General features: G+C 72.3%; 22 protein-coding genes. 12 read left to right on the top strand and 10 right to left on the bottom strand.

The window, feature by feature from the left end; genetic code table 11:
* Nucleotides 1–26 precede the first annotated feature (26 nt).
* Nucleotides 27–929, top strand: a complete 903-nt coding sequence (locus H3C53_06500) for a LysR family transcriptional regulator (protein ID MBW7916322.1) — start codon at nucleotides 27–29, stop codon at nucleotides 927–929.
* Nucleotides 922–1,857 (top strand): ATPase, encoded by a 936-nt coding sequence (locus H3C53_06495; protein MBW7916321.1) that lies wholly within the window; start codon nucleotides 922–924, stop codon nucleotides 1,855–1,857. Before H3C53_06500 ends, H3C53_06495 begins: the two co-directional genes overlap by 8 nt.
* A 113-nt stretch (nucleotides 1,858–1,970) precedes the next feature.
* Here H3C53_06495 and H3C53_06490 read toward each other — a convergent pair whose 3' ends face one another.
* From H3C53_06490 to H3C53_06480, 3 genes are all read right to left on the bottom strand, one after another.
* Nucleotides 1,971–3,599: a 7-cyano-7-deazaguanine synthase gene (locus H3C53_06490; protein ID MBW7916320.1), complete on the bottom strand. Its 1,629-nt coding sequence runs from the start codon at nucleotides 3,597–3,599 to the stop codon at nucleotides 1,971–1,973.
* Nucleotides 3,600–3,967: 368 nt separating this feature from the next.
* The gene (locus tag H3C53_06485) at nucleotides 3,968–5,086 is read right to left on the bottom strand and encodes an anhydro-N-acetylmuramic acid kinase (GenBank protein ID MBW7916319.1); all 1,119 of its coding nucleotides are present in this window, start codon (nucleotides 5,084–5,086) and stop codon (nucleotides 3,968–3,970) included.
* Nucleotides 5,087–5,136: 50 nt separating this feature from the next.
* A complete protein-coding gene (locus H3C53_06480; protein MBW7916318.1) occupies nucleotides 5,137–6,216 on the bottom strand; it encodes a serine hydrolase in 1,080 nt (359 codons plus the stop codon).
* Between the two features lie 138 nt (nucleotides 6,217–6,354).
* On the opposite strand from H3C53_06480, the gene H3C53_06475 reads away from it, so the two are divergent.
* Genes H3C53_06475 through H3C53_06465 form a run of 3 tightly spaced genes read left to right on the top strand, consistent with a single transcriptional unit; the run spans nucleotide 6,355 to nucleotide 9,667 of the window.
* Complete coding sequence (locus tag H3C53_06475) at nucleotides 6,355–7,869, top strand: ABC transporter substrate-binding protein (GenBank protein ID MBW7916317.1); 1,515 nt, start codon at nucleotides 6,355–6,357, stop codon at nucleotides 7,867–7,869.
* An 11-nt stretch (nucleotides 7,870–7,880) separates the two neighbouring features.
* On the top strand, nucleotides 7,881–8,831 hold the full coding sequence (locus H3C53_06470) for an ABC transporter permease (protein ID MBW7916316.1): 951 nt from the start codon (nucleotides 7,881–7,883) through the stop codon (nucleotides 8,829–8,831).
* Nucleotides 8,828–9,667, top strand: a complete 840-nt coding sequence (locus tag H3C53_06465) for an ABC transporter permease (protein MBW7916315.1) — start codon at nucleotides 8,828–8,830, stop codon at nucleotides 9,665–9,667. The genes H3C53_06470 and H3C53_06465 overlap by 4 nt, the downstream gene beginning before the upstream one ends.
* A 30-nt stretch (nucleotides 9,668–9,697) precedes the next feature.
* On the opposite strand, the gene H3C53_06460 is transcribed toward H3C53_06465, so the two are convergent.
* Both H3C53_06460 and H3C53_06455 read right to left on the bottom strand, forming a co-directional pair.
* Nucleotides 9,698–10,132, bottom strand: a complete 435-nt coding sequence (locus H3C53_06460; protein ID MBW7916314.1) for a DNA-binding protein — start codon at nucleotides 10,130–10,132, stop codon at nucleotides 9,698–9,700.
* A gap of 12 nt (nucleotides 10,133–10,144) precedes the next feature.
* Nucleotides 10,145–10,435 (bottom strand): AbrB/MazE/SpoVT family DNA-binding domain-containing protein, encoded by a 291-nt coding sequence (locus H3C53_06455; protein ID MBW7916313.1) that lies wholly within the window; start codon nucleotides 10,433–10,435, stop codon nucleotides 10,145–10,147.
* Nucleotides 10,436–10,621: 186 nt separating this feature from the next.
* Here H3C53_06455 and H3C53_06450 point away from each other — a divergent pair, with 186 nt between their 5' ends.
* From H3C53_06450 to H3C53_06440, 3 genes are all read left to right on the top strand, one after another.
* Nucleotides 10,622–11,344 carry a hypothetical protein gene (locus H3C53_06450; GenBank protein MBW7916312.1) on the top strand — a complete coding sequence of 241 codons (723 nt, stop codon included), beginning with the start codon at nucleotides 10,622–10,624 and terminating at the stop codon, nucleotides 11,342–11,344.
* 65 nt (nucleotides 11,345–11,409) lie between these two features.
* Entirely contained in the window at nucleotides 11,410–11,637 is a 228-nt protein-coding gene (locus tag H3C53_06445) for a type II toxin-antitoxin system Phd/YefM family antitoxin (protein MBW7916311.1), read from the top strand.
* Nucleotides 11,634–12,020 (top strand): type II toxin-antitoxin system VapC family toxin, encoded by a 387-nt coding sequence (locus H3C53_06440; GenBank protein ID MBW7916310.1) that lies wholly within the window; start codon nucleotides 11,634–11,636, stop codon nucleotides 12,018–12,020. The genes H3C53_06445 and H3C53_06440 overlap by 4 nt, the downstream gene beginning before the upstream one ends.
* A 40-nt stretch (nucleotides 12,021–12,060) precedes the next feature.
* Here H3C53_06440 and H3C53_06435 read toward each other — a convergent pair whose 3' ends face one another.
* Complete coding sequence (locus H3C53_06435; protein ID MBW7916309.1) at nucleotides 12,061–12,714, bottom strand: CAP domain-containing protein; 654 nt, start codon at nucleotides 12,712–12,714, stop codon at nucleotides 12,061–12,063.
* An 81-nt stretch (nucleotides 12,715–12,795) separates the two neighbouring features.
* Here H3C53_06435 and H3C53_06430 point away from each other — a divergent pair, with 81 nt between their 5' ends.
* The gene (locus H3C53_06430) at nucleotides 12,796–13,995 is read left to right on the top strand and encodes a DUF1810 family protein (protein MBW7916308.1); all 1,200 of its coding nucleotides are present in this window, start codon (nucleotides 12,796–12,798) and stop codon (nucleotides 13,993–13,995) included.
* Nucleotides 13,996–14,044: 49 nt separating this feature from the next.
* Here the strand turns inward: H3C53_06430 and H3C53_06425 are convergent, their stop codons facing one another.
* The 4 genes from H3C53_06425 to H3C53_06410 form a co-directional block, all read right to left on the bottom strand.
* A complete protein-coding gene (locus H3C53_06425) occupies nucleotides 14,045–15,223 on the bottom strand; it encodes an ABC transporter permease (protein ID MBW7916307.1) in 1,179 nt (392 codons plus the stop codon).
* The gene (locus tag H3C53_06420; protein ID MBW7916306.1) at nucleotides 15,220–16,440 is read right to left on the bottom strand and encodes an ABC transporter permease; all 1,221 of its coding nucleotides are present in this window, start codon (nucleotides 16,438–16,440) and stop codon (nucleotides 15,220–15,222) included. Before H3C53_06420 ends, H3C53_06425 begins: the two co-directional genes overlap by 4 nt.
* A 46-nt stretch (nucleotides 16,441–16,486) precedes the next feature.
* A complete protein-coding gene (locus H3C53_06415; protein ID MBW7916305.1) occupies nucleotides 16,487–17,398 on the bottom strand; it encodes an ABC transporter ATP-binding protein in 912 nt (303 codons plus the stop codon).
* A 70-nt stretch (nucleotides 17,399–17,468) separates the two neighbouring features.
* The gene (locus H3C53_06410) at nucleotides 17,469–18,977 is read right to left on the bottom strand and encodes a serine hydrolase (GenBank protein MBW7916304.1); all 1,509 of its coding nucleotides are present in this window, start codon (nucleotides 18,975–18,977) and stop codon (nucleotides 17,469–17,471) included.
* A 114-nt stretch (nucleotides 18,978–19,091) separates the two neighbouring features.
* Between H3C53_06410 and H3C53_06405 the strand changes: the two genes are divergently transcribed.
* From H3C53_06405 to H3C53_06395, 3 genes are all read left to right on the top strand, one after another.
* The gene (locus H3C53_06405; GenBank protein ID MBW7916303.1) at nucleotides 19,092–22,091 is read left to right on the top strand and encodes a monovalent cation/H+ antiporter subunit A; all 3,000 of its coding nucleotides are present in this window, start codon (nucleotides 19,092–19,094) and stop codon (nucleotides 22,089–22,091) included.
* Nucleotides 22,091–22,429 carry a Na+/H+ antiporter subunit C gene (locus tag H3C53_06400; GenBank protein ID MBW7916302.1) on the top strand — a complete coding sequence of 113 codons (339 nt, stop codon included), beginning with the start codon at nucleotides 22,091–22,093 and terminating at the stop codon, nucleotides 22,427–22,429. Before H3C53_06405 ends, H3C53_06400 begins: the two co-directional genes overlap by 1 nt.
* On the top strand, nucleotides 22,426–23,954 hold a 1,529-nt coding region (locus H3C53_06395), incomplete at its 3' end, for a monovalent cation/H+ antiporter subunit D (protein ID MBW7916301.1). The genes H3C53_06400 and H3C53_06395, both read left to right, overlap by 4 nt.

The following is a 23,954-nucleotide window of genomic DNA, read 5'->3' as shown; positions in this document are numbered from 1 at the left end:
CTATGCGCGCGCGGCATAATACGTTCATGCCGCCCCTGCCGGACGCCGAACAGCTCCTCACCCTCCTGGCCGTCGAGGAGGCGGGCAACGAGAGCGCCGCCGCGGCGCTCCTGGGCGTCGGCCAGTCTTCCGTCAGCCGCCGGTTGGCGGCGCTGCAGCAGCTGGCGAGCGCGCCCCTCACTCAACGAACGTCGGCGGGCACGCGCCTGACGCCGGCCGGCACGGCGCTGCTCGGCGCGGCGCGCGACGTTCGGCGCGCGCTGGGCGAGGCGGCCGCGCGCCTCGACCCGGGCGCAGCGGTGGGCACGCGCGTGCGCCTGGGCGTCAGCCCGCACCTGGTGGCGCGGCTGGCGGGCGCCGCGGGCGCCCGCGCTGAGTTGGAGCTGGAGTTGGTGGAGGCGCACTCGGGGGCGCTCCTGGCGGCGCTAAGGCGCGGTGAACTCACGGCCGCCGTCACCCTCGCCGCGCCGGCCGGGGGCGAGCCGGGATTGCGGGCCGTGCGCGTCGGCGAGGAGGCCCTCGCCCTGGCGGCCCACCCCGGCGAGGCGGCGCTGAGACACCGCGGCGGGGCCGGTCCCGACCTCGCCGCCCTCGGCCGGGCGCGCTGGCTCGTGCCCGCCGCCCCCAGCGTGGTGGGTGAGCGCGCGCGGTTGCTGCTGCGGCGGGCGGGCCTCGGCTCCGTCCACGAGACGCCCATGCCGAGCCCGGCCGCGGTTCGGGCGGGCGTCCTGGCGGGTGCCGGGCTGGGTGTGGCGTTGGCCTCGGAGCTCCGCGCCGAGGCGGCCGCAGGCTGGCTCACGCTGGCGCCGCTACCGTTCGGCGAGGCGGGCGACGACCGCCTGGCCGTCTGGCTGCTCCTCACCGACGCCGCCGCGCGGGAGCAGGCGGAGCTGCTCGAGGCCGTCGCCGCCGAGGCCATGCGTGACTGACGCCCCGCCCCAACCGCAGGAGGGAGCGAAGGCCTACCTGGGCCTCGACGCCGGCGGCTCGAGCACCCGCTGGCTACTGCAGGACGCAGCCGGGGTGGAGCTGGCGCGCGGCGCGGCTGGCCCCATCTCCGCCATCCAGCTCCGGTCGGGCGAGCGGGGCGCCGCGCTCGAGCGCCTCGCCGCGCTGCTCGCTGAGGTCGCGGCGGTGGCCCGCCCCGCGCGCGTGGCGGCGGGAGTGACGGGCCTGGAGCCGGGCTCGCCCGACGCGGAGACGCTGGCCGCGGCCACCGCCGCCGCCCTGGCCGTGCCGCGCGCGGCCGTGACCGTCCTGCCCGACGTCCACATCGCTTACCTCGCGGCCTTCGCGCCGGGCGAGGGGGTGCTCGTGTACGCCGGCACGGGCAGCATCGGCTTCCACCTCACGGCGCGCGGCGAGGCCGTGCGCGCAGGCGGGCACGGTTACCTCATCGACGACGCGGGCGGCGGCTACTGGATCGGACGCGAGGCGCTCAGGCGCGTGCTGCGGCGCGGCGACGAGCTGGGCGCCTACCCGGGCGGCGCGCTGGCGAGCGGCCTGGCCGCCGCCCTTGGTGGCGGCGACTGGGACACCATCCGCCGCGAGGTGTATGGCGGCGGGAGGGCGCGCGTTGCCGGCCTGACGCGGGTGGTGGCGCTCGCGGCCGCGCGGGGCGACGCGGACGCCCGCGCCGTGCTGGCGGCCGCGGGCGCGGAGCTGGCCCGGCTGGCGCGGGTCGTGAGCGGGCGCATCGGCCTCGCCCTGCCCGTGGCCCTGGCGGGCGGGGTGGCGCGCTGCGGCGAGCCGCTCACCGCCGCGCTGGCGGCGGCGCTGCCGGCGGGCACGCGCTGTGAGGTGAGCACGCGCGAGCCGGTCGAGGCGGCCGCGCTGCTCGCGCGCCTCGGGCCGTGACGCGCGCTAGGCCGGGAGGCACCAGGCCGTGACGCGCCGGGTCGCGCGGCGCAAGGCCGTGACGCGCGCCATGCCGCGCGGCGCCAGGCCGTGACGCGCCGCGCCGCGAGTCGCTAGGCCGTGACGCGCGTCGCCAGGTAGCGGCGAAGCTCCTCCTCGCCGCTCCCGAAGCTGTGGGCCCTCAACCCGGCCGCGCGCAGGCGCTCGGCCGCGTAGCGGCTGCGCACCCCGTGGGCGCAGAACGTCACGTAGGTGGTGTCGCGGTCGAGGGGCGCCGCTCCGCCGGCCGCGAGACCCGCGTACAGGTCGGGCGGGGCGGGCGTGACGGCGGGCCAGTCGGGCCGCCAACCGCCGCTCGTGTCGGTGCGGCAATCCACGAGCACGGCGCCATCGGGGAGCTCGTGCACGATCAGCTCGTCCCCATCCGGGGTCGGGCCGGCGAGCACGCCCTCGCCCTCGCGCATGGCGCGTAGCGGGATGCGCGAGTCGCCCCGCGCCACGCGCGCCAGTTCGCGGGCGAGGGCCGAACCGTCCATCCCCTCCTCCTGCTGCTGCAACCGCTCCGCGCGGCTCGAGGTCGCCGGCCGCACCGGGGTGATGTTGCACTCCTCCACTGCGGTGGCCGACAGCTCGGCCGTGCCGATCCGCTCCGCGAGGAGGATGATCTGCTGCTTGTCGTGGGCGATTAGCGGCCTGAGGACGGGTCGGCCGGCGGCGGCGTCGATGGTGCGGAGGTTGGAGAGCGTCTGCGACGACACCTGACCGATGGCCTCGCCGGTCACGAGCGCGTCGACGCGCCGGCGCGACACGCGGCGCCCCCGCTCGCGCGGGCCCTCGCCGGCCGCGCCGCTCGCCTGGGCGGGTTCGGCGCCGGCCGCGTACGCCTCTAGCGCGTCGGCGGTGCCGTCGGCGGCGCGCAGCATGAGGCGCTTGAGTCCCACCTGCCACACCCTGGTGTCGAGCTGTTCGCGCATCTCGGCCATGGCGGGGCGCAGGTCGATCACGTGCGCCTCGGGGCGCGAGCCGGCGCCCCAGGTGTCGCACAGCCGCTTGGCCACGCGCAGCGCGAGGCGCTCCGACTCGAGTTCGCCGAGGCGGAAGTGCACGAAGTCGACCTCCACGCCGCGGCGCATGAGGGACCACGCCGCCACCACGGAGTCGTAGCCGCCGGAGAGGAGGGCGAGGGCGTGACCGCCCGTCCCGAGCGGCAGCCCGCCGGCCCCCTGGTGGCGCTGGCTGAAGAAGAGGGCCTGGCGCTCGTCGACCTCCACCTCGACGGTCACCTCGGGGTGGGTGAGGTCGACCTTGGCGCCGGGGTTGAGGGCCGCGCCCAGCTTGCGCTCGACGTCGAGGGAACCGAAGGGGTGCCGGCCGGAGCGCTTGCAGCGCACCGCGTAGCGTCGCCCCTTCACCCTGTCGCCGTAGAGCGCGAGCCCCAGCTCGACGATGGCGCCCAGGTCGGGGGCGGCGACGGCCTCGACGAACGAGAACGACCCGATGCCGAACACGCGCGCCAGCACGGGCGCCACGGCGGCCGGGTCGGCGGGGGCGGCGCCGGGCCCGACCTCAGCCATGACGCGGTTGCCGCGAACGAACGCGCGCGCCTCGAGGCCGGCGCGTTGCAGCGCGTCCTTCGTGGCCAGGCGCAGCTTGCGGAGGAAGGTGGCGCGCGTGGTGCGCGACTTGATGGTCACCTCGGCCGTCGGCCTTATCGTCACGAACAGTCGGTCGCTTGTGGTCACTGTCATCATCGGTCGCGCCCGCGCGCGCTCCTAACCTGGCGGCGCCACTGACCCCCGCCGCTACCCGCCCAGGTTATCCGGCCGGCGCGCCGGCGCGCGTTCGCGGGCGCCGCTCGCGGCTGGGCGCGTTCGCGGGCGCGCGTCGCGCCGGAGCGAGTTGGCGGGCGAGGGCCGCGGCGGCCTAATGGCCCGCGGCGACAGCGCAAGAGAGGCCGCGCGGACTCGGCCGGTTCCCCCGAACACTGGCCGATCCGCGCGGTTGCCACATATCCTCACACGTTCCTGCGACAGCTAGCGTCGCACATTTCTCACCTGGTACAACGACCGGTCCACGCCCGCGCCGAGCGGGCGCCACCCTGGCGCGCGGCTCAGCGGCCCCGCCACGGGCGAGTGACCTTGCCAGCCACCACGGGCCAGGCGGCGCCGGTGGCGGACGGCAGGACGTTCGGCTCGCCGTGCAGCGCGAGGTAGCCCATCACGGCCATGGCGAGCGTCTCGCGGTCCTTGTCGTCGTACCCGAGCTCGGCGAACCCCCTGACGGGCGCGCGCAGGCCGGCGGCGATCCCCTCGAGCAGCACGGGGTTGCGGGCGCCGCCCCCCGCGACAAGGACCTCGTCGACGCCCTTCGGCAGCAGGTGCTCGTTCACGGCGTCCACCAGGCTGCGGACCGTCAGGCGCGCGAGCGTGGCCACGAGCGTCGGCAGGGGCGGCTCGCCACCCGGCCAGCCCGCCTCGAGCGCGGCGCCCAGGTGGAAGAGCTCGCGGCCTGTCGTCTTGGGTGGCGGCAGCGCGAAGTACGGTTCGCTCAGCAGGCGGGCCAGCGCCGCCTCGTCGACCGCACCTTCGCGCGCCACGCGGCCGCCCGCGTCGAACGGCTCGCCGGCGCGCGCCGTCATGGCCTCGTCGAGGAGGCAGTTGCCTGGCCCCGTGTCGAAAGCCACCACGCGGTCCTCGGCGCCGTTCGCCGGCAGGTAGGTGACGTTGGCGATGCCGCCCAGGTTGACGACCACGCGCGCCACGCCGGGGGCGGCGTAGAGCTGCGAATCGGGGAAGGCGACGAGCGGCGCCCCCTGTCCGCCGGCGGCCAGGTCGGACTGACGGAAGTCGGACACGGTGGTCACGCGGCAGCGCTCGGCGACAACGGCCGCCTCGCCCAGCTGCAGCGTGCTCTTGACGCGCCACCCGCGCGCCGCGTCCGGCCGGGGGACGTGGTAGACGGTCTGGCCCGACAGGGCCACCAGGTCGAGCGGGTGCTCGGCCTGCGCCGCCGTCACCACCTCGGCGTAGAACCGGCCGACCTCCTGGTGCAGCTCCGTGAGGAGCAGCACGTCGGACGTCTCCGGCTTGAGCGCCAGGTGGAGCCGCCCTGCGAGGTCGCTGGGGTAGGGCCGCGCCGAGCGCCCCAGCACGCGCCAGTCGAGGCGCCCCCCGACGCGCTCCAGGCGCGCCGTCACCGTGTCCACCCCGTCGAGCGAGGTGCCCGACATGACGCCAAGGACGGTGGCCGGCGGCAGGTCAGCGCGGCCGTTCGCCCCGCTCACGCGAACGCCTCGCGCACGGCGCCGTGCACGGCGCGCCTCAGGGCCGCGATGCCGACCGCGTTGCCGCGGTGCGGGTGCACGCGGTTGGTGAGCAGGACGATCACCAGGCCGGCGGCGGGCTCGATGACCATGCTCGTGCCGGTGAAGCCCGTGTGACCGTATGCGCCGCCGGAGAAGCCCGGCCCGAACGGCCAGTCGGGCTCCGCCAGCCGCCACAGCACCCCGCGCCGCACGCCCTCGCCGCCGGACAGGTCGGAGGCGGCCAGCCGCATGTGATCGGCGCTCGCGAACGGCGCCTCGAGCCGCAGCCAGGCCTGCGCGTAGCGCGTGAGGTCGGCGGCGGTGCCGAAGAGGCCGGCGTGGCCCGAGACGCCCTCCATGGCGTCAGCGTTCTCGTCGTGCACGCGCCCGACGAGCGGGCCGCGCAGGCCGTCATCCTCGGTGGCCGCCACGGCGGCGCCGTCAGGTAGCGGCCCGTAGCGGGTGGCGGTCATGCCAAGCGGCTCGAACACGTGACGGGCCGCGAACGCGTCGATGCGCTCCCCCGCCACGCGCTCGATCACCGCCGTGAGCACGATGACGCCGAGGTCCGAGTAGACGTTCCGGCCGCGCGTGGGGGTCACTCCCGACTGCAGCACGTTGGCCATGACGGTGCGGCGACCCTGGACGGTCGCGTAGAGGGGCCGCCACGCCTCCAGCCCCGAGCGGTGCAGCGCCAGCTCCTCGAGCGTGACGCCCCCGAGGGACGGCTCCTGCATCCAGCCGGCGTTGGAGAAGAAGCGGTCGACCGTGTCGGTGAGGCGCACCTCGCCCGCCTCGAGCAGCACGAGGAACGACGGCAGGCAGGCCGTCACCTTGGTGAGAGACGCCAGGTCGTAGACGGTGGCGGGGGTTACGGCGGCGGCGCCGTAGGCCGCGGCTCCCACGGCGGTGGTGGCGCCGGGTCCGTGCGGTCCGGCCACCTGCAGCACCGCGCCGGGGGTCACCCGCTCGGCCACGGCGGCCGCGAGCAGCGGGGCGGCGGCGGCGACCGCGCGCTGGGCGGCCGAGCTTCCGCCATCGAGGTGTCGGGACATGGCGGAAGGCTATCACCCGGCGCCCCACTGGTCTAGCAATGGTACGGTGAGGGCGCTTCAGGCTCTCGCCGCGCGGCGCCCGCGCCGACCCCCTCGCCGGGCGCACCGGGCGCGGCGCGGTCATGAAAGGACGGGAACATGAGCAGACGCAGGCTCTCCCTCGTAGCGGCCGTCGCCCTCGCCGGCGCGGTCCTCTTCGGCACGGCGCTGGCCCAACAGGGCCGGCTCGAGCTGGCGGTCGACCAGTCGCCGGTCGGCCTCGACCCCCACGTCGTCACGGCCTTCTCCTCGTTCGCGGTCATCGGGCAGATCTACGACGGCCTCCTCGAGGTGAACGCCGGCCTCGGGCTCGAGCCGGCCCTCGCCACCTCCTGGACGGTGTCGGACGACGGCCTCACCTACGTCTTCCAGATCCGCGACGGCGTCAAGTTCCATAACGGCCGCACCATGACGGCCGAGGACGTCGTGTACTCCTACGACCGCATCATGAACCCCGACACGGGCTCCCCCCAGGCCAGCCGCTTCACCGAGGTCGAGTCGGTCACGGCCACGGGGCCGCTCGAGGTCACGTTCCGGCTCAAGGTGGCGTTCGCGCCGTTCCTCTCCAACCTCACCAACCTGACGGTCGTGCCGCGCGAGGTCGTCGAGGCCAACGGCGGCAGCCTGCAGCAGGTGGCCGTCGGCACCGGACCCTTCATGCTGAAGGAGATCGTCCCCGACACCTACGTCCTCCTCGCTGCCAACCCCGACTACTACCGCCCCGGCCAGCCCAAGGTGGCCGAGCTGCGCTACAACGTCGTGCCCGAGGCCTCCACCCGCGCCGCCGGCATGCGCACGGGCACCTACCACCTCATCCCCGACGTCGACCCGGCCACGGCCGAGACCCTCAAGAACGCGCGCGGCGTGACGCTCATGGGCGTCCAGGACCTCGCCTACACCCTCCTCGGCCTCAACGTCAGCCGCGCCCCCTTCAACGACCCGCGCGTGCGCGAGGCCATCAACTACGCCATCGACAGAAGCGAGATCGTCGACGCCGTCTACTTCGGCAACGCCGTGCCCGGCGGCCCGCTGAGCCCCGGCCTCACCGAGTGGGCCACTCCCACCTCCGCCTTCCAGTGCTACGCCACCGACAAGGCCAAGGCGCGCCAGCTCCTCGCCGACGCCGGCTACCCCAACGGCTTCGACGCCGGGCTCGTGACGTTCGGCACGATCCAGGTCGTCTCCGACGTGGCGCAGGTCGTGCAGGCGCAGCTCGCCGAGGTCGGCATCCGCCTCGACGTCAACGTGGCCGAGTTCGGCGCCTTCGTGCAGGCGTGGCGCAACTCCGACTTCGACACCTTCGTGAGCCTCAACGGCGGCGCCACCGACCCCGACGGCTACCTCTACCGCACCTTCGTGACGGGCGGCTCCACCAACGTCTTCAAGTTCTCGGACCTCGCCGTCGACGAGCTCCTCAACCGCGGCCGCACCACCACCGACCTGGCCGAGCGCGTCAACATCTACGACCACCTGCAGAAGCGCCTCGCCTGCACGGGCCCCATCGCCCACGTGGCGTACGGCACGCTGTTCAGCGCCGTCTCCGACAAGGTCTCGGGCTTCCAGCAGCTCCCCACCCGCGGCCTGCGCTACCTGCGCGAGGTCGAGCTGCGCTGAGGCCCTAGCGGGTGTTCCAGTACCTCGTCCGGCGCCTGGCCGACCTGGTGGTGGTCCTCTTCGGGGTGTCGCTCCTCGTGTTCGCGATGGTGCGGTTCATCCCCGGCGACGCCGTCGCCATCATGCTGGGCGCCAACGTCGACATCACCCCCGAGCGGGTGGAGGCGCTGCGCCGCCAGATCGGCCTCGACCTCCCCGCGTACGAGCAGTACTGGAACTGGCTCACGGCGGCGCTCAGGGGCGACCTCGGCACGAGCATCTGGACGGGCACGCCCGTCCTGACCGAGATAGCCGCCCGCCTGCCCGCCACCTTCGAGATCACGCTCCTGGCGCTCGTCCTCGCCCTCGTCCTGTCGTTCCCGCTCGGCGTGCTCGCCGCGCGGGCGCGGGGCACGGGCGGGGACGTGGTCGTCAGGGTCCTCACCATCGTGGGGCTCACGCTGCCGTCGTTCTGGGTGGGCGTCCTCCTCCTCTACTTCGTCAGCCTCTACCTGCCGGCGTGGCCGGCCATCGGCTTCGTGCCCTTCGGGGAGGACCCGCTCGGCAACCTGGCGCGAGTGGCGCTGCCCACGGTGGCCGTGAGCCTGCCCATGGTGGGCGGGCTCACGCGCATCGTGCGCTCGAGCCTGCTCGAGGTGCTGTCGTCGGATTACGTCCGCACGGCGCGCGCCAAGGGCGTGGGCGAACGCGGCCTCTTCTACAAACATGCCCTCCGAAATGCCATGATCCCCGCCGTCACCGTGATCGGGGTGCAGCTCGGCTACCTGCTCTCCGGCGTCGTCGTCATCGAGCAGGTGTTCGCCATCCCCGGCGTGGGCCGGCTCATGCTCGGCGCCATCAACGAGCGCAACTACCCCCTGCTGCAGGGCGTGGTGCTCATCGTCACGGCCGTCTTCGTCGTCGTCAACCTGCTCGTCGACCTCGCCTACGCCTGGATCGACCCGCGCGTGGAGTACTCGTGAGCCTGCGCCGCTTCTTCGCGCGCCTGTGGCGCAACAAGGTCGGCTTCATCGGTTTCGTGGTCGCCCTCGTCGTCGTGGCGGCCGCCCTGCTCGGACCGTGGCTGGCGCCCTACGACCCGCTGGTCCAGTCCATCCGCGAGCGCTTCCAGGGCCCCAGCGCTCGCCACCTGCTCGGCACAGACAACTTCGGGCGCGACACCCTCTCGCGCATCCTCCACGGCTACCGCACGAGCGTGTTCGTGAGCCTCGCCGCCGTGGCGTTCGCCACCGTGGTGGGCGGGGTGTTGGGCCTCCTCGGGGCTTACTGGGGCGGCTGGCGCGACCGCGTGATCATGCGCGTCATGGACGTGCTGCTCGCCTTCCCCATCATCCTCCTGGCCATCGCCGTCCTGGCGGTGCTCGGTCCCGGCAGCTTCAACACCGGACTCGCCATCGGCATCGTCTACACCCCGGTCTTCGCGCGCCTGGCGCGCGGGCCCGCCCTCACCGTGCTGAGTTGGGACTACGTGGCCGCGGCGCGCGCCCTCGGCGGCGGCGCGGCGCGGGTGCTCGGCAAGCACGTGGCGCCCAACATCATGGCGCCCATCTTAGTTCAGACCACCCTGTCGCTCTCCACCGCCATCCTGGTGGAGGCGTCGCTGAGCTTCCTCGGCCTTGGCACCCAGCCGCCCACGCCGTCGCTGGGGCTCATGCTCAGCGAGAGCCGCGGCACCATGCTGCTCTCACCGTGGGTGTCGGTCTTCTCCGGCCTGGCCATCCTCTTGGCGTCGTTCGGGTTCAACCTGTTCGGCGACGGCCTACGCGACCTGCTCGACCCGACGCTGCGGGACGCTTGACGCGGCATGCCAAGCTACCGGTACGGACGGTCACCCAGCTGAGCCAGTTGAACTTGCTCCAGCCCCTCGCGCTCTCATCCGCAGGTATTCGGCGGGTGGTAGCACCAGAACACCGAGCAACTCGGTGCCGTAGAACCGGCCGAAATGTCGGACGTCGCCCGTGATCAGGTGCGAGCACCTCGAGGCCTGCGCGGCGGCGATTATCGGCCCGTCCTTATCGGGTAGCCCGATCTTGCGCGCCACGCTAGGCGGTAGCACCCCACCATCCACGACGATCATCTTCTCGAGAAATCGTTCCAACCGCGTGTGCTGCTCGGTGGAGCCGAGATTGCGCTCCGCCTCTGCCACCGCGTAAGCGGAAGTGATCAAAGAAGCACCTGGCAGGGCCCATAACCGCGCCAACCCAGCATCCGGTAGGTACGCCGCCGAGTACAGCACGTTGGCGTCAAGGAACAACTTATCCACTTCGGTCGGCGACTAAGGCCTGTGGTGCTCGATCGCGTCCGGATCGAGCCCGAGTTCCTCGACCACAGCGCGCGCAGCGACATAATCAGCTTCGTCGACGGCCGTGGACAGCAGGAACTCAGCCTTGCGTTCCGGAGTGTATACCTCGACCGGGACGGCGACCGCAGGCTTGATCAGGATTCCCTGATCAGTTGCCTCCGCGATGAACATCGACCCTTCACGCAGACCATATCGGCGCCGGAGCTCCGCCGGGATGACCAACGTGCCACGCTTCCCCAACTTCCCCGAAACCGCGGTGGACACACTCGACCGCCTTCCAATGTTCAGAATATCAGAGATTCCGACGAAAGGATGGTTTGCCACGCGGGCTGGCGAGCCACTACCGGCGCTGCTCCGATGTTCAAGCGCCACGAGAGCACCTCTCGTGAACCATTTCGCTGTCTTCACGACCACCGTGACCCCGCTCACGTTCGTGCCCTATCATCGGGCATGATCACGCGACGGATTGGCCTGCTAGCCGCCCTGTTCATCTCCCTTCTGGTCTCCACCGCCGCTGCCCAGGTGGACGCCCGCGCGCGCGAGTTGCTCGAGGGGCTCACACCCGCCGACGTCGGGGAGATCCACAACGTCGACCAGAGCATCAAGACGACGGCCTACGTGGACGGTGAGGAACCGATGGAGTCTACGGCGCGCATCGTGATCGACTTCGACGGCAGGCGACTCGTGACCATCACCGAGATGGCCGGGATGAGCACCAAGCTCGTCCTAAAGGACGGCCAGGTCACGATGAGCATGGTCGGTGTCCCGATGACCCTCCCGGCGCCGCCGGAGGCCGCCGCCCAGATGGAGCAGATGTTCGACCAGAACGCGCCCATCCTCATCAAGGACGGCGACGTGGCCACCTTCGACGGCGTCGTGAGTTACGGCGACATCGTCTCCGGCGAGCAGGTGACCTACACCACCCACGACGACGCCGGCGAAGCCACCACGCTCCACTACCTGTTCCAGGACGACAAACTGATAGCCGTCCACTCCGGCTTCGAGGACGGCGAGTTCCTCGTCGTCTACGCCGCGCCCGTAGACACCGGCGCGCTCATGGGCTTCGACTCGAGCAGCTACATGCTCCAGGGCGGTACCTGGAAGAAGGTCGCCGACACGCACGTCGAGGCCGTGGCCTACAACACGACGTTGGACGAGAGCCTGTTCGAGTAGGGCACCAAGACCTCCGGGCAGGCAGCTAGGCGTACTTAGTCCGCTACTTAGTCTATGATGGTGGCGTGCCGGCGCCTATCAACGTTCACGATGCCAAGACGCACCTCTCGAAGCTGCTAGAGCGTGTCGCCATGGGCGAGGAGATCATCATCTCCAAGGCCGGCGAGCCGGTCGCGAAGCTCAGCCCGGTGGCGCACAAGCGCGTCCGCACACCCGGGGGAGCAGAAGGGCTCGTAGTACCCGACGACTTCTTCGATCCGTTGCCGGAGGAGTTCGAACGGCATTTCAGATGAGGCTGCTTCTCGACACGCACGTGTTCCTGTGGTGGTGCGCTGACGATGGGAGGCTGTCAACGACCGTCAGGACCGCCGTCGGTAGTGCTGATAACGAGGTCTACTTCAGTGTCGTGAGTGGTTGGGAGATAGCGATCAAGGCTCGGCTTGGGCGCCTCCCGCTGCCAGAGGCTCCCGACGAGTTCGTCCCGCTGATGCTCAAGCGCCATGCGTTCACCGTGCTCCCTATCACCCTGAAGCACGTACTCGCGGACTACTCGCTACCGCAGCACCACAGCGACCCGTTCGACCGACTCCTAGCAGCACAGGCCGCGAACGGCGACATGACGCTCGTCACCAACGACCGAGCGTTGTCCGAGTACCCAGTCAAGACGCTCTGGTAAGGCCCATCTCCGACCACTCCCCAAGTAGCGGCAGAACCCGTCACCTGGACCGCGCGAAAACCTGGGTCCAGTAGTTGTCCACTCCCGCAGCGCCAAGCTGGGTGAAGTTGGCGTTCATGATGTTCCTGCAGTGGCCGGGGCTGTCGAGCCAACCCTGCATGACGCTGGTAACGCTCGTGTAGCCCCACGCGACGTTCTCACCCCAAGCCCACCAGGCGTACCCCTCCCTGGTGATGCGGTCGCCGGCGCTAGACCCGTCGGAACCCTCGTGCCTCATCTGCTTCGTGTCGGCCATGTCCTGGCTATGGACCTCGGCGGCCCGGATCAGCCTGGCATCGAGCGTCAGGGCCGGCGCGGGTGGCATGACCTCGGTACCGCACGTGGCGCCGCTCGCGCGCGCCTCGTTGACGGCCACGAGGAAGGCGGTCGCGGTAGGTCCGAAGCTAGGCCCCGGGTCCGGGTCACCAGGGTCAGGGTCACCTGGATCCGGGTCACCAGGGTCAGGATCGCCGGGGTCAGGATCGCCGGGGTCTGCCGGGCCGGAGGGGTCGGTCGGACCCGACGGCTCCCGCGGGTCGGCGGGATCCGTCGGCCCAGACGAGGGCGGACCGGGCTCGCCCGGCAATATCCCCGTGCCGCACGCAGTCAGCAGCAGGGCCACCAGGCCGGCGGCGAGCAGGCGGCGGAGCTTCATGCGCCACGCTAGACCGCCCGGCGGTCGCGCGGCTGTGGCGTTCCTCCAACTTGGGCGGTAGCGTGACCCGGGAGGCCGGGCATGAGCGTGGAGGGTCATGAAGAGAGGGTATCGGCCGACCTCGAGAGGTTCGTGGCCGCGCAGGCCGGCGTGTACCCGCAGGTCGTCGCCGAGCTGAAGGCCGGTCGGAAGCTCACGCACTGGATGTGGTTCGTGTTCCCGCAGGTGGTCGGGCTCGGTTTCAGCGCCATGGCCGAGAGGTACGCCATCTCGTCTTTCGCCGAGGCGGAGGCGTACCTGGCGCACCCCGTCCTCGGAGCACGGCTCCGGGAGTGCGCCGCGCTGCTCCTCCGCATCGAGGGGCGCACGGCCACCGAGGTCATGGGGGTCCCCGACGACCTCAAGCTCCGCTCGAGCGCCACCCTCTTCGCGGCCGTGGAGCGGCGCGGCGACGGCGAAGTCGACGGACCGTCCGTGTTCCAGGGCGTGCTCGACAAGTACTACGGCGGCGAGCCGGACCCGCTCACGGTGGCGACGCTGGAGCGCTGGGAGCGCGCGGCCCGGCCCGAGGGCAACGACATGTGGGAGGACCCGAGCGTGGTGGCCGCCTTCGCCGCCAGGCCCCCGGATCACCGGCTGCAGCACCTGCTGGCGGGTGACGACGAGTACGCGGCAGTGCGCTCCGCATGGGCGGAGGGCGGTTGGCGCGCGGGCGGCACCGAGCCGCGGGTCCTCGACATCGGCTGCGCGGGTGGGCGCAACACCGTGTGGCTGGCACGGCAGGGCTGCGACGTGTGGGCGCTCGACGCGTCGTTCGCGATGGTCGAGGAGACGCGCCGCCGCCTGGCCGACGTGCTCGGGCAGGAGGAGGCCACGCGCCGGGTGCGGGTCGGCGCCATGCGTAGCCTGGCCGCCCACGAAGACGCGAGCTTCGACCTGGTGGTCGCGCTGGGGGTGCTGCAGGACGCCCGCTCGTCGGAGGAGTGGCACGCCGCGCTCGCCGAGATCGCGCGGGTGTTGCGGCCGGGCGGCCTCTGCCTGGTGGCCAACTTCGGCCCCGACTCGCGGCCGAGCGGCGAGCCGTTGAGGCCGGTCCCTGGAGAGACGGACGTCTGGGTCGGCTTCGGGCCAGGCGAACGCCGGATGACCCTGCCGAGCCTGGCGGGGTTGGACGCGGACTTCGCGCGCCACGGCCTCCGCCCGGCGCTGCCGACCGCGGCCGTGACGGTGCCCACCTCCGCGGGTCACCGCGTGACGCTGAACGCCCTCTACCGCCGCTGACGCGCGCACCGGCGCGGGCCGACGCTCTCGCGTCAGGCGCCGGGCTCCCTCACCCCTCCAGCAGCCGCGCCCTGAACCGCCACGCGGCGAGCGCGAAGAACAACACCGCGAAACCGGTGAGGACGCCCAGCTGCGGCAGCACGTCTACCAGCCCGGCACCGCGGCGGAGGAGCTGCGCGTAGGCGTCCACCGCCCACGAGTGCGGCACGAAGCGCGCCACCGCGCGCATGGTGGGGCCGAACACCTCGAGCGGCACCATGGCGCCGCCCAGCGCCGCGAGGCCGAGTCCGACCAGGATCGCCACGCCCGAGGCCTGCTGGTCCGTCTCGAACACGGAGCCGAGGAGCATGCCCGCGCCGGCCGCAACGGCCGCGAACACGGCCAGCACGAGGAGGGACGCGACCAGGTCGCCCCACACGACCCCGAAGAGGAGCGCCGTGGCCAGGATGATGTAGACCCCCTGGAACAGCGCCACGAGGTAGCGCCCGAGCGCCTCGCCGAGCACGATGGTGACGGGGTGCGTCGGGGACGCGAGCATGCGGCGGCTCACGCCTAGCGTGCGGCTCAGGATCAACGCGGACGCGCTCGTGAGGCCCGTCAAGAACACGAAGAGGACCAGCTGTGAGCCGGCTCCGATCGCGAACGCCACGTCCAGGTCGCCGCCGGAACCCCCGCCGATCCACTGCTGCTCCACGGTGATCGCCGGCGTTGCTGCCGCCGCGGCGTCGACCAGGGCGAGCGATCCGCTCAGACCCTCGAGCGTCCCTCGCTCCACGTACCTCGCAGCGCGTACGGTCGCCGCCACCTCGCTGAGGGCGCCGCTCACCGTGTACTGGAGCGATCTGCCGGTTCCCGCGCCGACCGAGAGGAACTGGACCTCAACGTCCTCGCCGGCAGCCAGCCGCTCGGCCAGGTCGACCGGCAGGATCACGCCGGCCGCCAAGGCGCCGCGCTCCACTCGCCCACGCAGCTCGGCGGCGTCGGCCTGGCGTTCCACGATCAGGGAGTCGTCGGCCTCGAGCGCAGCGACGAACCGCTGCGCCGTAGCGTCCTGGCCGGCCACCACGCCGACCGTGGGCTTGGCCCCGCTCCCGAACGCCAACCCGAGTATGAGGATGAGCCCGAGCGGGAACACGAACACGAAGAAGTAGTTGAAGCGGTCGCGCAGGAACCTCGTGAGGTTCGAGCCGGCGATCGCGATCACCTTGCCGAGCGCCTCGCCATTCATCGGTTCAGCCTCCGTGCGAGCAATGCCCAACCGGCGGCCCCCGTGACGAACGCGAAGAGCGCGAGGGCGGCAAGCGAGGGGAGGGTCGCGGCAACACCGCCACCGGCGGCGAGGTCGCCCATCCCGCGCATGAACCAGTGGTGGGGCGAGGCCTTCGGTAGCCACTCCATCACCCCGCTCGTCTGCGGGAGGGGGAAGAACGTTCCTCCCAGCGCGCCGAGGGTGATGGCGATGACGGCCTGCACGTTGCCGGCGGCCTCGGAGGAGCGTGCCAGGCCCGCCACGAGCATGAGGATGCCGGCGGCGGACGCCACGACGGCCAGTATCAGGGCGAACACCCCGAGCGGCGCGCCCCACTCGGCGCCCATGATCAGCGTGCTGGCCACCGCCAGGGTCACCATGCTCACCACGCCGATGACGACGCTCGACAGCACCTTGGCGGCCAGGACGGCGCCGCGCGCGACCGGGGCCGCCAGCAGGCGGGCGAGCGTGCCGTGCCTCTCCTCGTCGAGGAGCCCCATGACGCCCAACTGGACGATGAAGAAGACGAAGAACACGGCCATGCCGGCGGCGTAGTACGTGGTCGGTCCCAGCTGCCTATCGGACGTCTTGACCGCCACCAGCGTGAGCGGGTCGGGCGCGCCCGCCACCTGGGCCACCGCGATCGCGAAGGTGACGGGGTGCCCTGCCAGGCCTAGTGCCGATGCGGCCCAGACCCCGGAGCGGATCCGGCTGACGTATGCGGTGGTGACGCCCCGGGCGATCTGCGTGGCGAGGATCCGGTCCGCGCGACCCACGACGGTCACCCCGAGCGCTTCGGTCTCGCTTGCATCGGCGCCGTCCGTCGTCTCCGTGGCCGTCCGGGCCGCCGCCGCCACGGCCGCGCCGAAACCGCGGCGCAAGACCACGGCGGCGTCGGCCTCGCCGGCCTCCAACCGCCGCCTGGCCTCGGCCTCGTCCGGCGCGCTCGTCCAGGTGACCACGCCCGCCTCGGCGGCGGCCGCGAGCGCCGTGCGCATGCCCATCGACATCACGGTGACGTCCTCGTCGGCGAGCACAACGGCGGCCGTGACGGGGGAGGCTCGCTCGAGCGGGCCGATCAGAAGGCTGAACACGAACGCCAGCGCGAACGGCACTAGCAGGCCGAAGATGAGGAACGACCAGTCGCGGAGTCTCTGCCGCAGGTCGTTGGCGGCCATCCACATGACGGCGGCCAACGCGCTCGCTCTCCGGGTCCCGTCGTCCACCGGGCCGGACCGCACGTCAGTCCCTCAGCGCCTTGCCGGTGAGGTGCAGGAACACGGCCTCCAGGTCGGGCTCCCTCACCTCGACGCGGGCGAGGTCGGCGCCGGCCGAGTCCAGCGCGTGGACGAGCTGCGGAAGGAGCCCGGCGGCCCTGCCGGTCACCACGTGCAGCCGCCCCTCCCCCACATCGACGGTGCGCACGCCGTCCAGCCGGCGCACGGCGGCGGCCGCGGCGCCAAGGTCGCCCGCGGCCTCCACGTCCACCACGTCCTCACCGCCGATGATCTCGACCAGCTCGCGCCGCGTGCCCTCGGCCCGTAGCAGGCCGCCGTCGATGATGCCGACCCTGTCGCAGAGGCGCTCCGCCTCCTCCATGTAGTGCGTGGTGTACAGCACGGACATGCCCTCGCGCGTCAGCGCCTCCACGCTCTCGAGGATGGCGTTGCGCGACTGCGGGTCCACCCCCACGGTGGGCTCGTCGAGGATGAGCAGCTTGGGCCCGTGCAGCAGGCCGACGGCGATGTTGAGCCTGCGCTTCATGCCCCCGGAGTAGGTCTTGACGAGGGAACCGGCGCGGTCCGAGAGGCCCACCATGGCGAGCAACTCGGCCACGCGGGTCCTCAGCTCGCGCCCACCAAGGCCGTAGAGCCGGCCGAAGAAGGCGAGGTTCTCGCGGGCACTCAGGTCCGGGTAGAGGGCGAGGTCCTGCGGCACGAGCCCGATCGCTCCGCGTCCGGCGGTGCTCGTCGCCGTCACGGGGACTCCCGCGATGCTCACCGTCCCGGCGTCGCGGCGCAAGATGCCCGCGACCATCGAGATCAGGGTCGTCTTGCCCGCGCCGTTGGGCCCGAGCAGCCCGTACGTCTCGCCCACGCCGACCTCGAACGACACGCCCCCTACGGCCTGGCGCTCGCCGTAGCTCCGGCGCAGCCCGTCGACTACCAGCAGTGGTTCCGCCACGTGCCCCTCCCCTCCGATCCTCAGCGCGGTCACGGCGCCGCTAGAGCCGTAGCATCACACGCCCGGCTTGAGCGCTCCAGACCTTCCCGGCCTCGTCGCGCAGGAAGCGCACCGCCGAGCGGCGGCCATCCGGGTAGGTGACCGCCACCTCGTCCGGCCCGGCGAGGAAGGCGGGCAGTTCCGCCTCGGGCCAGCCGGCAACCACGCGCAGGCCGCCGTCGGCGTCGGCCAGCAGGCGGAGCCGGCCGTACGGTTCGCCCGACAGGTACTCGCCGATGAGGTCGGCATGCTCCGCCGCGGCGTGGTCGGCTGCGACGCCGGGTTCCGGAGCGTACGGCGAGCCGCCGAGTGGCAGGCCGGCACAGGCGTTCACCACGTCCACGAGGAGCTGCTCCGCCGGCACGCCCGCGAGGTTGCACAGCACCACGACGCCCACCCCCAGTTCCGGCACGAAGCCGATGGCGCTCGACACGCCCTTCAGGCTCCCGCCGTGCTTCACGATGGTCAGCCCGTGGTAGTCGCGCACGACGCTCAGCCCGAGACCGTAGGCGGCGCCGGGCGCGCTGTCCGCCCGCGGCCGCGTCATCTCGGCCACGGCCGGCCCACCGGCCAGCAGGTGCCTCACGTAGGCGCGCAGGTCCTGCAGCGTGCTCTTGAGCATGCCGCCGCCCTGCATGACCCCCGTCGTCTCCCAGGCGGGCGAGCGCCGCACGGCGCCGGTGGCGTCGCGGGCGTAGAGGGTCGCGTGGTCCGCGTCGGCGAGGACGCCCTCCAGGTCGAAGCGCGACCGGCGCATGCCGAGCGGGCCCAGCACCTCGCGCTCCGCCAGCGCCGCGAACGGCGCCCCGGCCACGCCCTCCAGGATGCCGCCCACCAGGCAGAAGGCGTCGTTGCTGTACGAGTAGAGCTCGCCCGGCGCCGCCAACGGGCGCGCGTTGCGCCCGAGCCAGCCCGCCATGCCCTCGAAGCTGCCGACCTCGGCCGCCAGGGCGGCTAGCCGGTCGAGCGCCGCCCCGTCCTCCATGGCCGCCGCGGCGGCGTCGACGGCGTCAAGGCCCAAGTGCCCGTCGGCGGGCGGCATGCCGATGGCGCCGGGCGCCAGCGTCAGCTTCGCCTCGGCCAGGGCGGGGCCGGCCGTCACGGGGTCCTCCAGCTGGCTGGCGTGACGCAGCCAGGTCATGGTGGGCGTGGCCGGCAGGCCGCTCGTGTGGCTCAGGAAGTGCGCGAGGGTGGCGGCGGGTCCGTCGCGCCACAACGACCCGAAGTCCAGGTAGCGCGTGACGGGGTCGCCCAGGTCCACGAGGCCACGCGCGCGGAGCCTGAGGGTCGTCAGGGCGGTCAGCGACTTGGTGATGCTGGCGACGCCGAAGATGGTGGCCGGCGTCACCGGTAGGTACGACTCGCGGTCGCGCCGCCCGAAACCGCGCTCGAGCAAGATCGAGTCGGCGGTGAAGACGCTGAGCCCGAGGCCGGGGGCGTCGGTGCGCGCCAGGAGGGCGTCGACCAGGTCGGTCAGCGTGTTCGTCAGGTCGCTCGGGAACGCGGGCATGCGCCAAAGCTACACCGAGACCGCGCCGCAGGGACGCGCTTACACGGGCAAAAGCATCGGCCCTTACAATGGGTCGTCGTGCCCGGGCAGCCGGGCTCCGCGCGGCCTGCCTCAATGACCCTAGAGACGACCCCACTACCCGTCCTGGCGCTGCTACCTTTCGTAGTCAGCGGGGCGGTCCTGCTCCTACCGCGCCACGCCCGCAACGCGGCCGCCGCCATGGCGGGAGCCACGGCGCTGACGGGCCTGGCGTTGGCCGTGTACCTCTACCCCAAGGTCACCGACGGCCGCGTCCTGCAGCACACCTGGCGTTGGCTGCCCGAGCTCGGCCTGCAACTCACCTGGCGCCTCGACGGCCTGAGCTGGCTGTTCACGCTGCTCGTCACTGGCATCGGCGCGCTCGTGGTGCTGTACGCCCGCTACTACATGGCGCCCGAGGACCCGGTGCCGCGCTTCTTCTCCTACCTTCTCGCCTTCACGGGCGCCATGCTCGGGTTGGTGCTGTCGGGCAACCTCGTGCAGCTCCTGGTCTTCTGGGAGCTGACGAGCATCCTGTCGTTCCTGCTCATCGGCTACTGGCACCACAACCAGAACGCCCGCGACGGGGCGCGCATGGCCCTCACCGTCACCGGGCTGGGCGGGCTCTTCCTCCTGGTTGGCGTCCTCATCATCGGGCACGTGGTGGGTAGCTTCGAGCTGACGACGGTGCTCGCCAACCGCGACGTGCTCGCCGCCAGCCCGCTCCTCACCCCCGCCATCCTGTGCGTGCTGGTGGGCGCCTTCGCCAAGAGCGCCCAGTTCCCGCTGCACTTCTGGTTGCCGCACGCCATGGCCGCGCCCACGCCCGTGTCGGCTTACCTGCACTCGGCCACCATGGTGAAGGCCGGCATCTACCTCATGACGCGGCTGTGGCCGGTGATGGCCGGCAACGACACCTGGTACTACACGGTCTCCCTGGCGGGCCTCGTCACGTTCCTCCTGGGTGGCGTGACGGCCACGTTCCAGGAGGACCTCAAGGGCATCCTCGCCTACTCGACCATCAGCCACCTGGGTCTCATCACCCTGCTGCTGGGCCTCTCCACCCCGGCCGCGGCCGTGGCGGCCATCTTCCACACGCTCAACCACGCCACCTTCAAGGCGTCCTTGTTCATGGCCGCGGGGATCATCGACCACGAGACCGGCACCCGCGACGTGCGGCGCCTCAGCGGTCTCTTGAGGCACATGCCCCTCACGGGCACCCTGGCCATGGTGGCCGCGGCGGCCATGGCGGGCGTACCGCTCCTGAACGGCTTCATCTCGAAGGAGATGTTCCTCACCGAGACCCTCGAGTTCCACACGGGGTCCCTCCTCGACCGGCTCCTGCCGCTACTCGCCACCGTCGGTAGCGCGTTCAGCGTCCTCTACTCCGTGAGGTTCATCCACCAGGTCTTCTTCGGCCCCGACGCCAAGGACCTGCCCCGCCAGCCGCACGAGCCCGTGTCGTGGATGCGGCTGCCCATCGAACTGCTCGTGGCCATCTGCCTGATCATCGGCGTTGTCCCCGCGTTGACGGTCGGCCCGCTGCTGCGCTCCGCGGCAACGGCCGTCCTCGGCGCGGACACCCCCGCCTTCCACCTCAACCTGTGGCACGGGGTCACGCCCGCGTTCCTCCTGTCGCTGGTGGCCATGGCGCTCGGCACCGGCCTCTACGTGGCGCTCTACCGGCGCCTGGCCAGCCGGGAGGTCGACGACCGCCCCTGGGCGGCGCGCGTGCGGGCACGGCGGACCTTCAACGACGCCATGGAGCTGCTCGTCGCGGCGTCCGCCGCCGTCGTGCGGTTCCTCGGCACGCGCAGGCTGCAGCCGCAGCTCTTCCTGCTCGTCGGCGCGTCGGTGCTGGCGGGCGCCGCGCCGTTCCTCCACCGCGCGTTCGCCCGCGCCGGCAGCGGTTACACGCTCGGCGACGCCGCGACCACGCCGTTCTCGTGGCCGTTCCTCGTGCTCTGGGCGTTCGGCGCCCTCGCCGCGGTGCTGGCCGCGTACCTCGCCAAGTTCCACCGCCTCGCCGCGCTGATCCTGACCAGCGGGGCCGGGCTGGTGGTCTGCGTCACGTTCGTGTGGCTGTCGGCGCCCGACCTGGCCGTCACGCAGCTGCTCGTCGAGATCGTGACGACCGTGCTCCTCCTGCTGGGGCTGCGTTGGCTGCCGCGCCGCGAGGCGCAGCCCCTGGCCGACGCCGCCACGCGCGCTCGCACCGCCGCGCGCCGCGGCCGCGACCTGGTGCTGGCGCTCCTGGCAGGCGGCGGCATGACGGCGCTGGCGCTGGCGGCCATGACGCGCGAGCGGATCGGCGGGATAGGCGAGTTCTTCGTGGAGAACGCGCTGCCGGGCGGCGGCGGACGCAACGTGGTGAACGTCATCCTCGTCGACTTCCGCGGGTTCGACACCATGGGCGAGATCACCGTGCTGGCCGTGGTGGCGCTGTCGGTCTTCGCGCTCCTCAGGCGTTTCAGGCCCGCGCGCGAGGTGGTGGGCAGCACGCGGCAGCAGCGGCGCCAGGACGCGTACGACGAGGCGCTGTCGGGCCGCACCCCCGGCGACACGGCCACCGACTACCTGTTCGTGCCGCGCATCGTCATGCACCTGCTCTTCCCCATCGTCACGCTCTTCGCCATCCACCTGTTCATGCGCGGCCACGACGAGCCCGGCGGCGGCTTCGCGGCCGGCGTCACCATGGCCACCGCGTTCATCTTGCAGTACATGGCGCGCGGCACGCGCTGGGTGGAGGAGCGGCTCAGGGTCCTGCCGCTCCGCTGGATCGGGCTGGGCCTCATCCTGGCCGCCGGCACGGGCGCAGGCGCGTGGCTGTTCGGACGGCCGTTCCTGACCTCGGGCCACGGCCACGTCGACCTGCCGCTGCTGGGCCGCGTGCCTCTCGCCACCGCCACCCTCTTCGACCTCGGCGTCTTCGCCCTCGTCATCGGCGCCACCGTGCTCATGCTCATCGCCATCGCTCACCAGTCGATCCGCACCCCGCGGGCCGCTCACACGGCCGAGGAGTTGGAGGGCGCCACCAGCGAGGCGCCCTCCCCCGCCAAGGTCGGGGAACCTACCGCCGAGGGGGGGCGCGCCTGATGGAGGTCGTGGTCGCCGTGGGGATCGGGGTGTTCACGGCGGCGGGGGTCTACCTCCTGCTGCGCCCGCGCACCTTCCAGGTGATCATCGGGCTCTCGCTCCTCACCTACGCCGTGAACCTGTTCATCCTCTCCATGGGGCGGCTGGTGGTGGGCGGCGCGCCGGTGCTGGGGGCCGGAAGCGAGGGCGCCACGCTGGCCGACCCCGTGCCTCAGTCGTTGGTCCTCACCTCCATCGTCATCAGCTTCTCGATGACGGCTCTCTTCCTCGTGGTCCTGCTCGCCTCGCGCGGCCTCACGGGCACCGACCACGTGGACGGCGACGGGGAGCCCGCATGAACCTCGGCGGCCTGGCGCCGCACCTCGTGGCGGTGCCGATCCTGTTGCCCCTGGTCGCCGGGGCGGCCATGCTGTTGCTCCACGAGCGGCAGCGCCGCGCCAAGGGCGTCATCAGCCTGCTCACCGTGACCCTGTCGGTGGCGGCCGCGCTGCGGCTACTGCTCGTGGTCGACGACCCGCTAACGCCGGCCATCGTCGTCTACCGGCTGGGCGACTGGGGAGCGCCGTTCGGCATCGTGCTGGTTGCCGACCGACTGGCCGTCCTCATGGTGCTCGTCACCAACGCGCTGGGGGCAGCGGGTATGATCTACGCGCTGGCGCGCTGGGCCACGCTGGGTCCGCGCTTCCACACCCTGTACCTGCTCATCCTCATGGGCCTGTCGGGCGCCTTCCTCACGGGCGACCTCTTCAACCTCTACGTGTTCTTCGAGGTGTTGTTGGCGGCCTCGTACGGGCTCCTGCTGCACGGCTCAGGCAAGCGCAGGGTGAAGGCGGGCCTGCACTACGTGGCCGTAAACCTGGCCGCCTCGATGGCGTTCCTGGTGGGCGTGAGCCTCGTGTACGCCATGACCGGCACCCTCAACATGGCCGACCTGGCTGTCAAGGCGGCGCAGCTCGGCCCCGACGAACTGGTGTTCCTGAAGGCGGGGCTGTCGGTGCTGGGCGTGGCGTTCCTCGTGAAGTCCGGCGCCTGGCCCCTATCCTTCTGGCTGCCGACCACCTACTCCGCGGCCGCCGCGCCCGTGGCCGCCATCTTCGCGGTCATGACCAAGGTGGGGGTGTACGTGGTCCTCCGGCTGGGCACGCTCATGTGGCCGGAAGGGCATGCCCTCGAGCTGTACGGCAGCTCGTGGCTCATCGCCGTGGGGCTGGCGACCATCGTCTACGGCAGCTTCGGGGTGCTCGCCAGCACCGAGTTGCCGCGCGCGGCCGGCTACCTCACGCTCATCTCGTCGGGCACCCTGCTCACCGTGATCGCCAGCGGCGACGCCTCCGTGATCGGGGGCGCGCTCTACTACCTGGTGGGCTCCACGCTCGGCATAGGCGTCTTGTTCCTCCTCTGCGAGCTGGTGAGCCGCCGCAACGTTGCCCCGCCCACCGGGGCCGTGGAACCGGTGTTCTCCGACGACTACGAGACGGCGCTGCACAGCGAGTTCGAGGGCGTTGAGCTGGGCGTGACGCTGCCGCTCGCCACCACCCTGCTGGCCGCCGCCTTCTTCCTGGTGGCGCTCCAGCTGGTGGGCTTCCCGCCGCTATCGGGCTTCGTGGCCAAGTTCGCCATGCTCAAGGCGGTGCTCGACAGCGGCGCCGACGGTTACGCTAACGGCCCCGCGGCCCTGGCGTGGTGGGTGGTGGGCACCGTGGTCGCCTCCGGCTTCGCGGTGCTGGTGGCCCTCATGCGCAAGGGCGTGAAGCAGTTCTGGGCGGAGCCCGACACCACGCCCACGGCGGTGCGCCCCTTCGAGGCGCTGCCGGTCGCGTTCCTGCTCGTGATCCTCATGGCCATCACCGTGTTCGCGCAGCC

Source organism: Trueperaceae bacterium (assembly GCA_019454765.1).
Lineage (GTDB): Bacteria > Deinococcota > Deinococci > Deinococcales > Trueperaceae > JAAYYF01.
Note: the sequence above shows the minus strand (reverse complement) of the source record. Positions and strands in the feature narration are given on the sequence as shown.

Coding starts and splice junctions, on each gene's coding strand:
- H3C53_06435 (MBW7916309.1), bottom strand. CDS start 12,714: ATGAAGCTCCGCCGCCTGCTCGCCGCCGGCCTGGTGGCCCTGCTGCTG.
- H3C53_06440 (MBW7916310.1), top strand. CDS start 11,634: ATGAGGCTGCTTCTCGACACGCACGTGTTCCTGTGGTGGTGCGCTGAC.
- H3C53_06450 (MBW7916312.1), top strand. CDS start 10,622: ATGATCACGCGACGGATTGGCCTGCTAGCCGCCCTGTTCATCTCCCTT.
- H3C53_06475 (MBW7916317.1), top strand. CDS start 6,355: ATGAGCAGACGCAGGCTCTCCCTCGTAGCGGCCGTCGCCCTCGCCGGC.
- H3C53_06410 (MBW7916304.1), bottom strand. CDS start 18,977: ATGCCCGCGTTCCCGAGCGACCTGACGAACACGCTGACCGACCTGGTC.
- H3C53_06400 (MBW7916302.1), top strand. CDS start 22,091: ATGGAGGTCGTGGTCGCCGTGGGGATCGGGGTGTTCACGGCGGCGGGG.
- H3C53_06430 (MBW7916308.1), top strand. CDS start 12,796: ATGAGCGTGGAGGGTCATGAAGAGAGGGTATCGGCCGACCTCGAGAGG.
- H3C53_06405 (MBW7916303.1), top strand. CDS start 19,092: ATGACCCTAGAGACGACCCCACTACCCGTCCTGGCGCTGCTACCTTTC.
- H3C53_06480 (MBW7916318.1), bottom strand. CDS start 6,216: ATGTCCCGACACCTCGATGGCGGAAGCTCGGCCGCCCAGCGCGCGGTC.
- H3C53_06485 (MBW7916319.1), bottom strand. CDS start 5,086: ATGTCGGGCACCTCGCTCGACGGGGTGGACACGGTGACGGCGCGCCTG.
- H3C53_06425 (MBW7916307.1), bottom strand. CDS start 15,223: ATGAATGGCGAGGCGCTCGGCAAGGTGATCGCGATCGCCGGCTCGAAC.
- H3C53_06500 (MBW7916322.1), top strand. CDS start 27: ATGCCGCCCCTGCCGGACGCCGAACAGCTCCTCACCCTCCTGGCCGTC.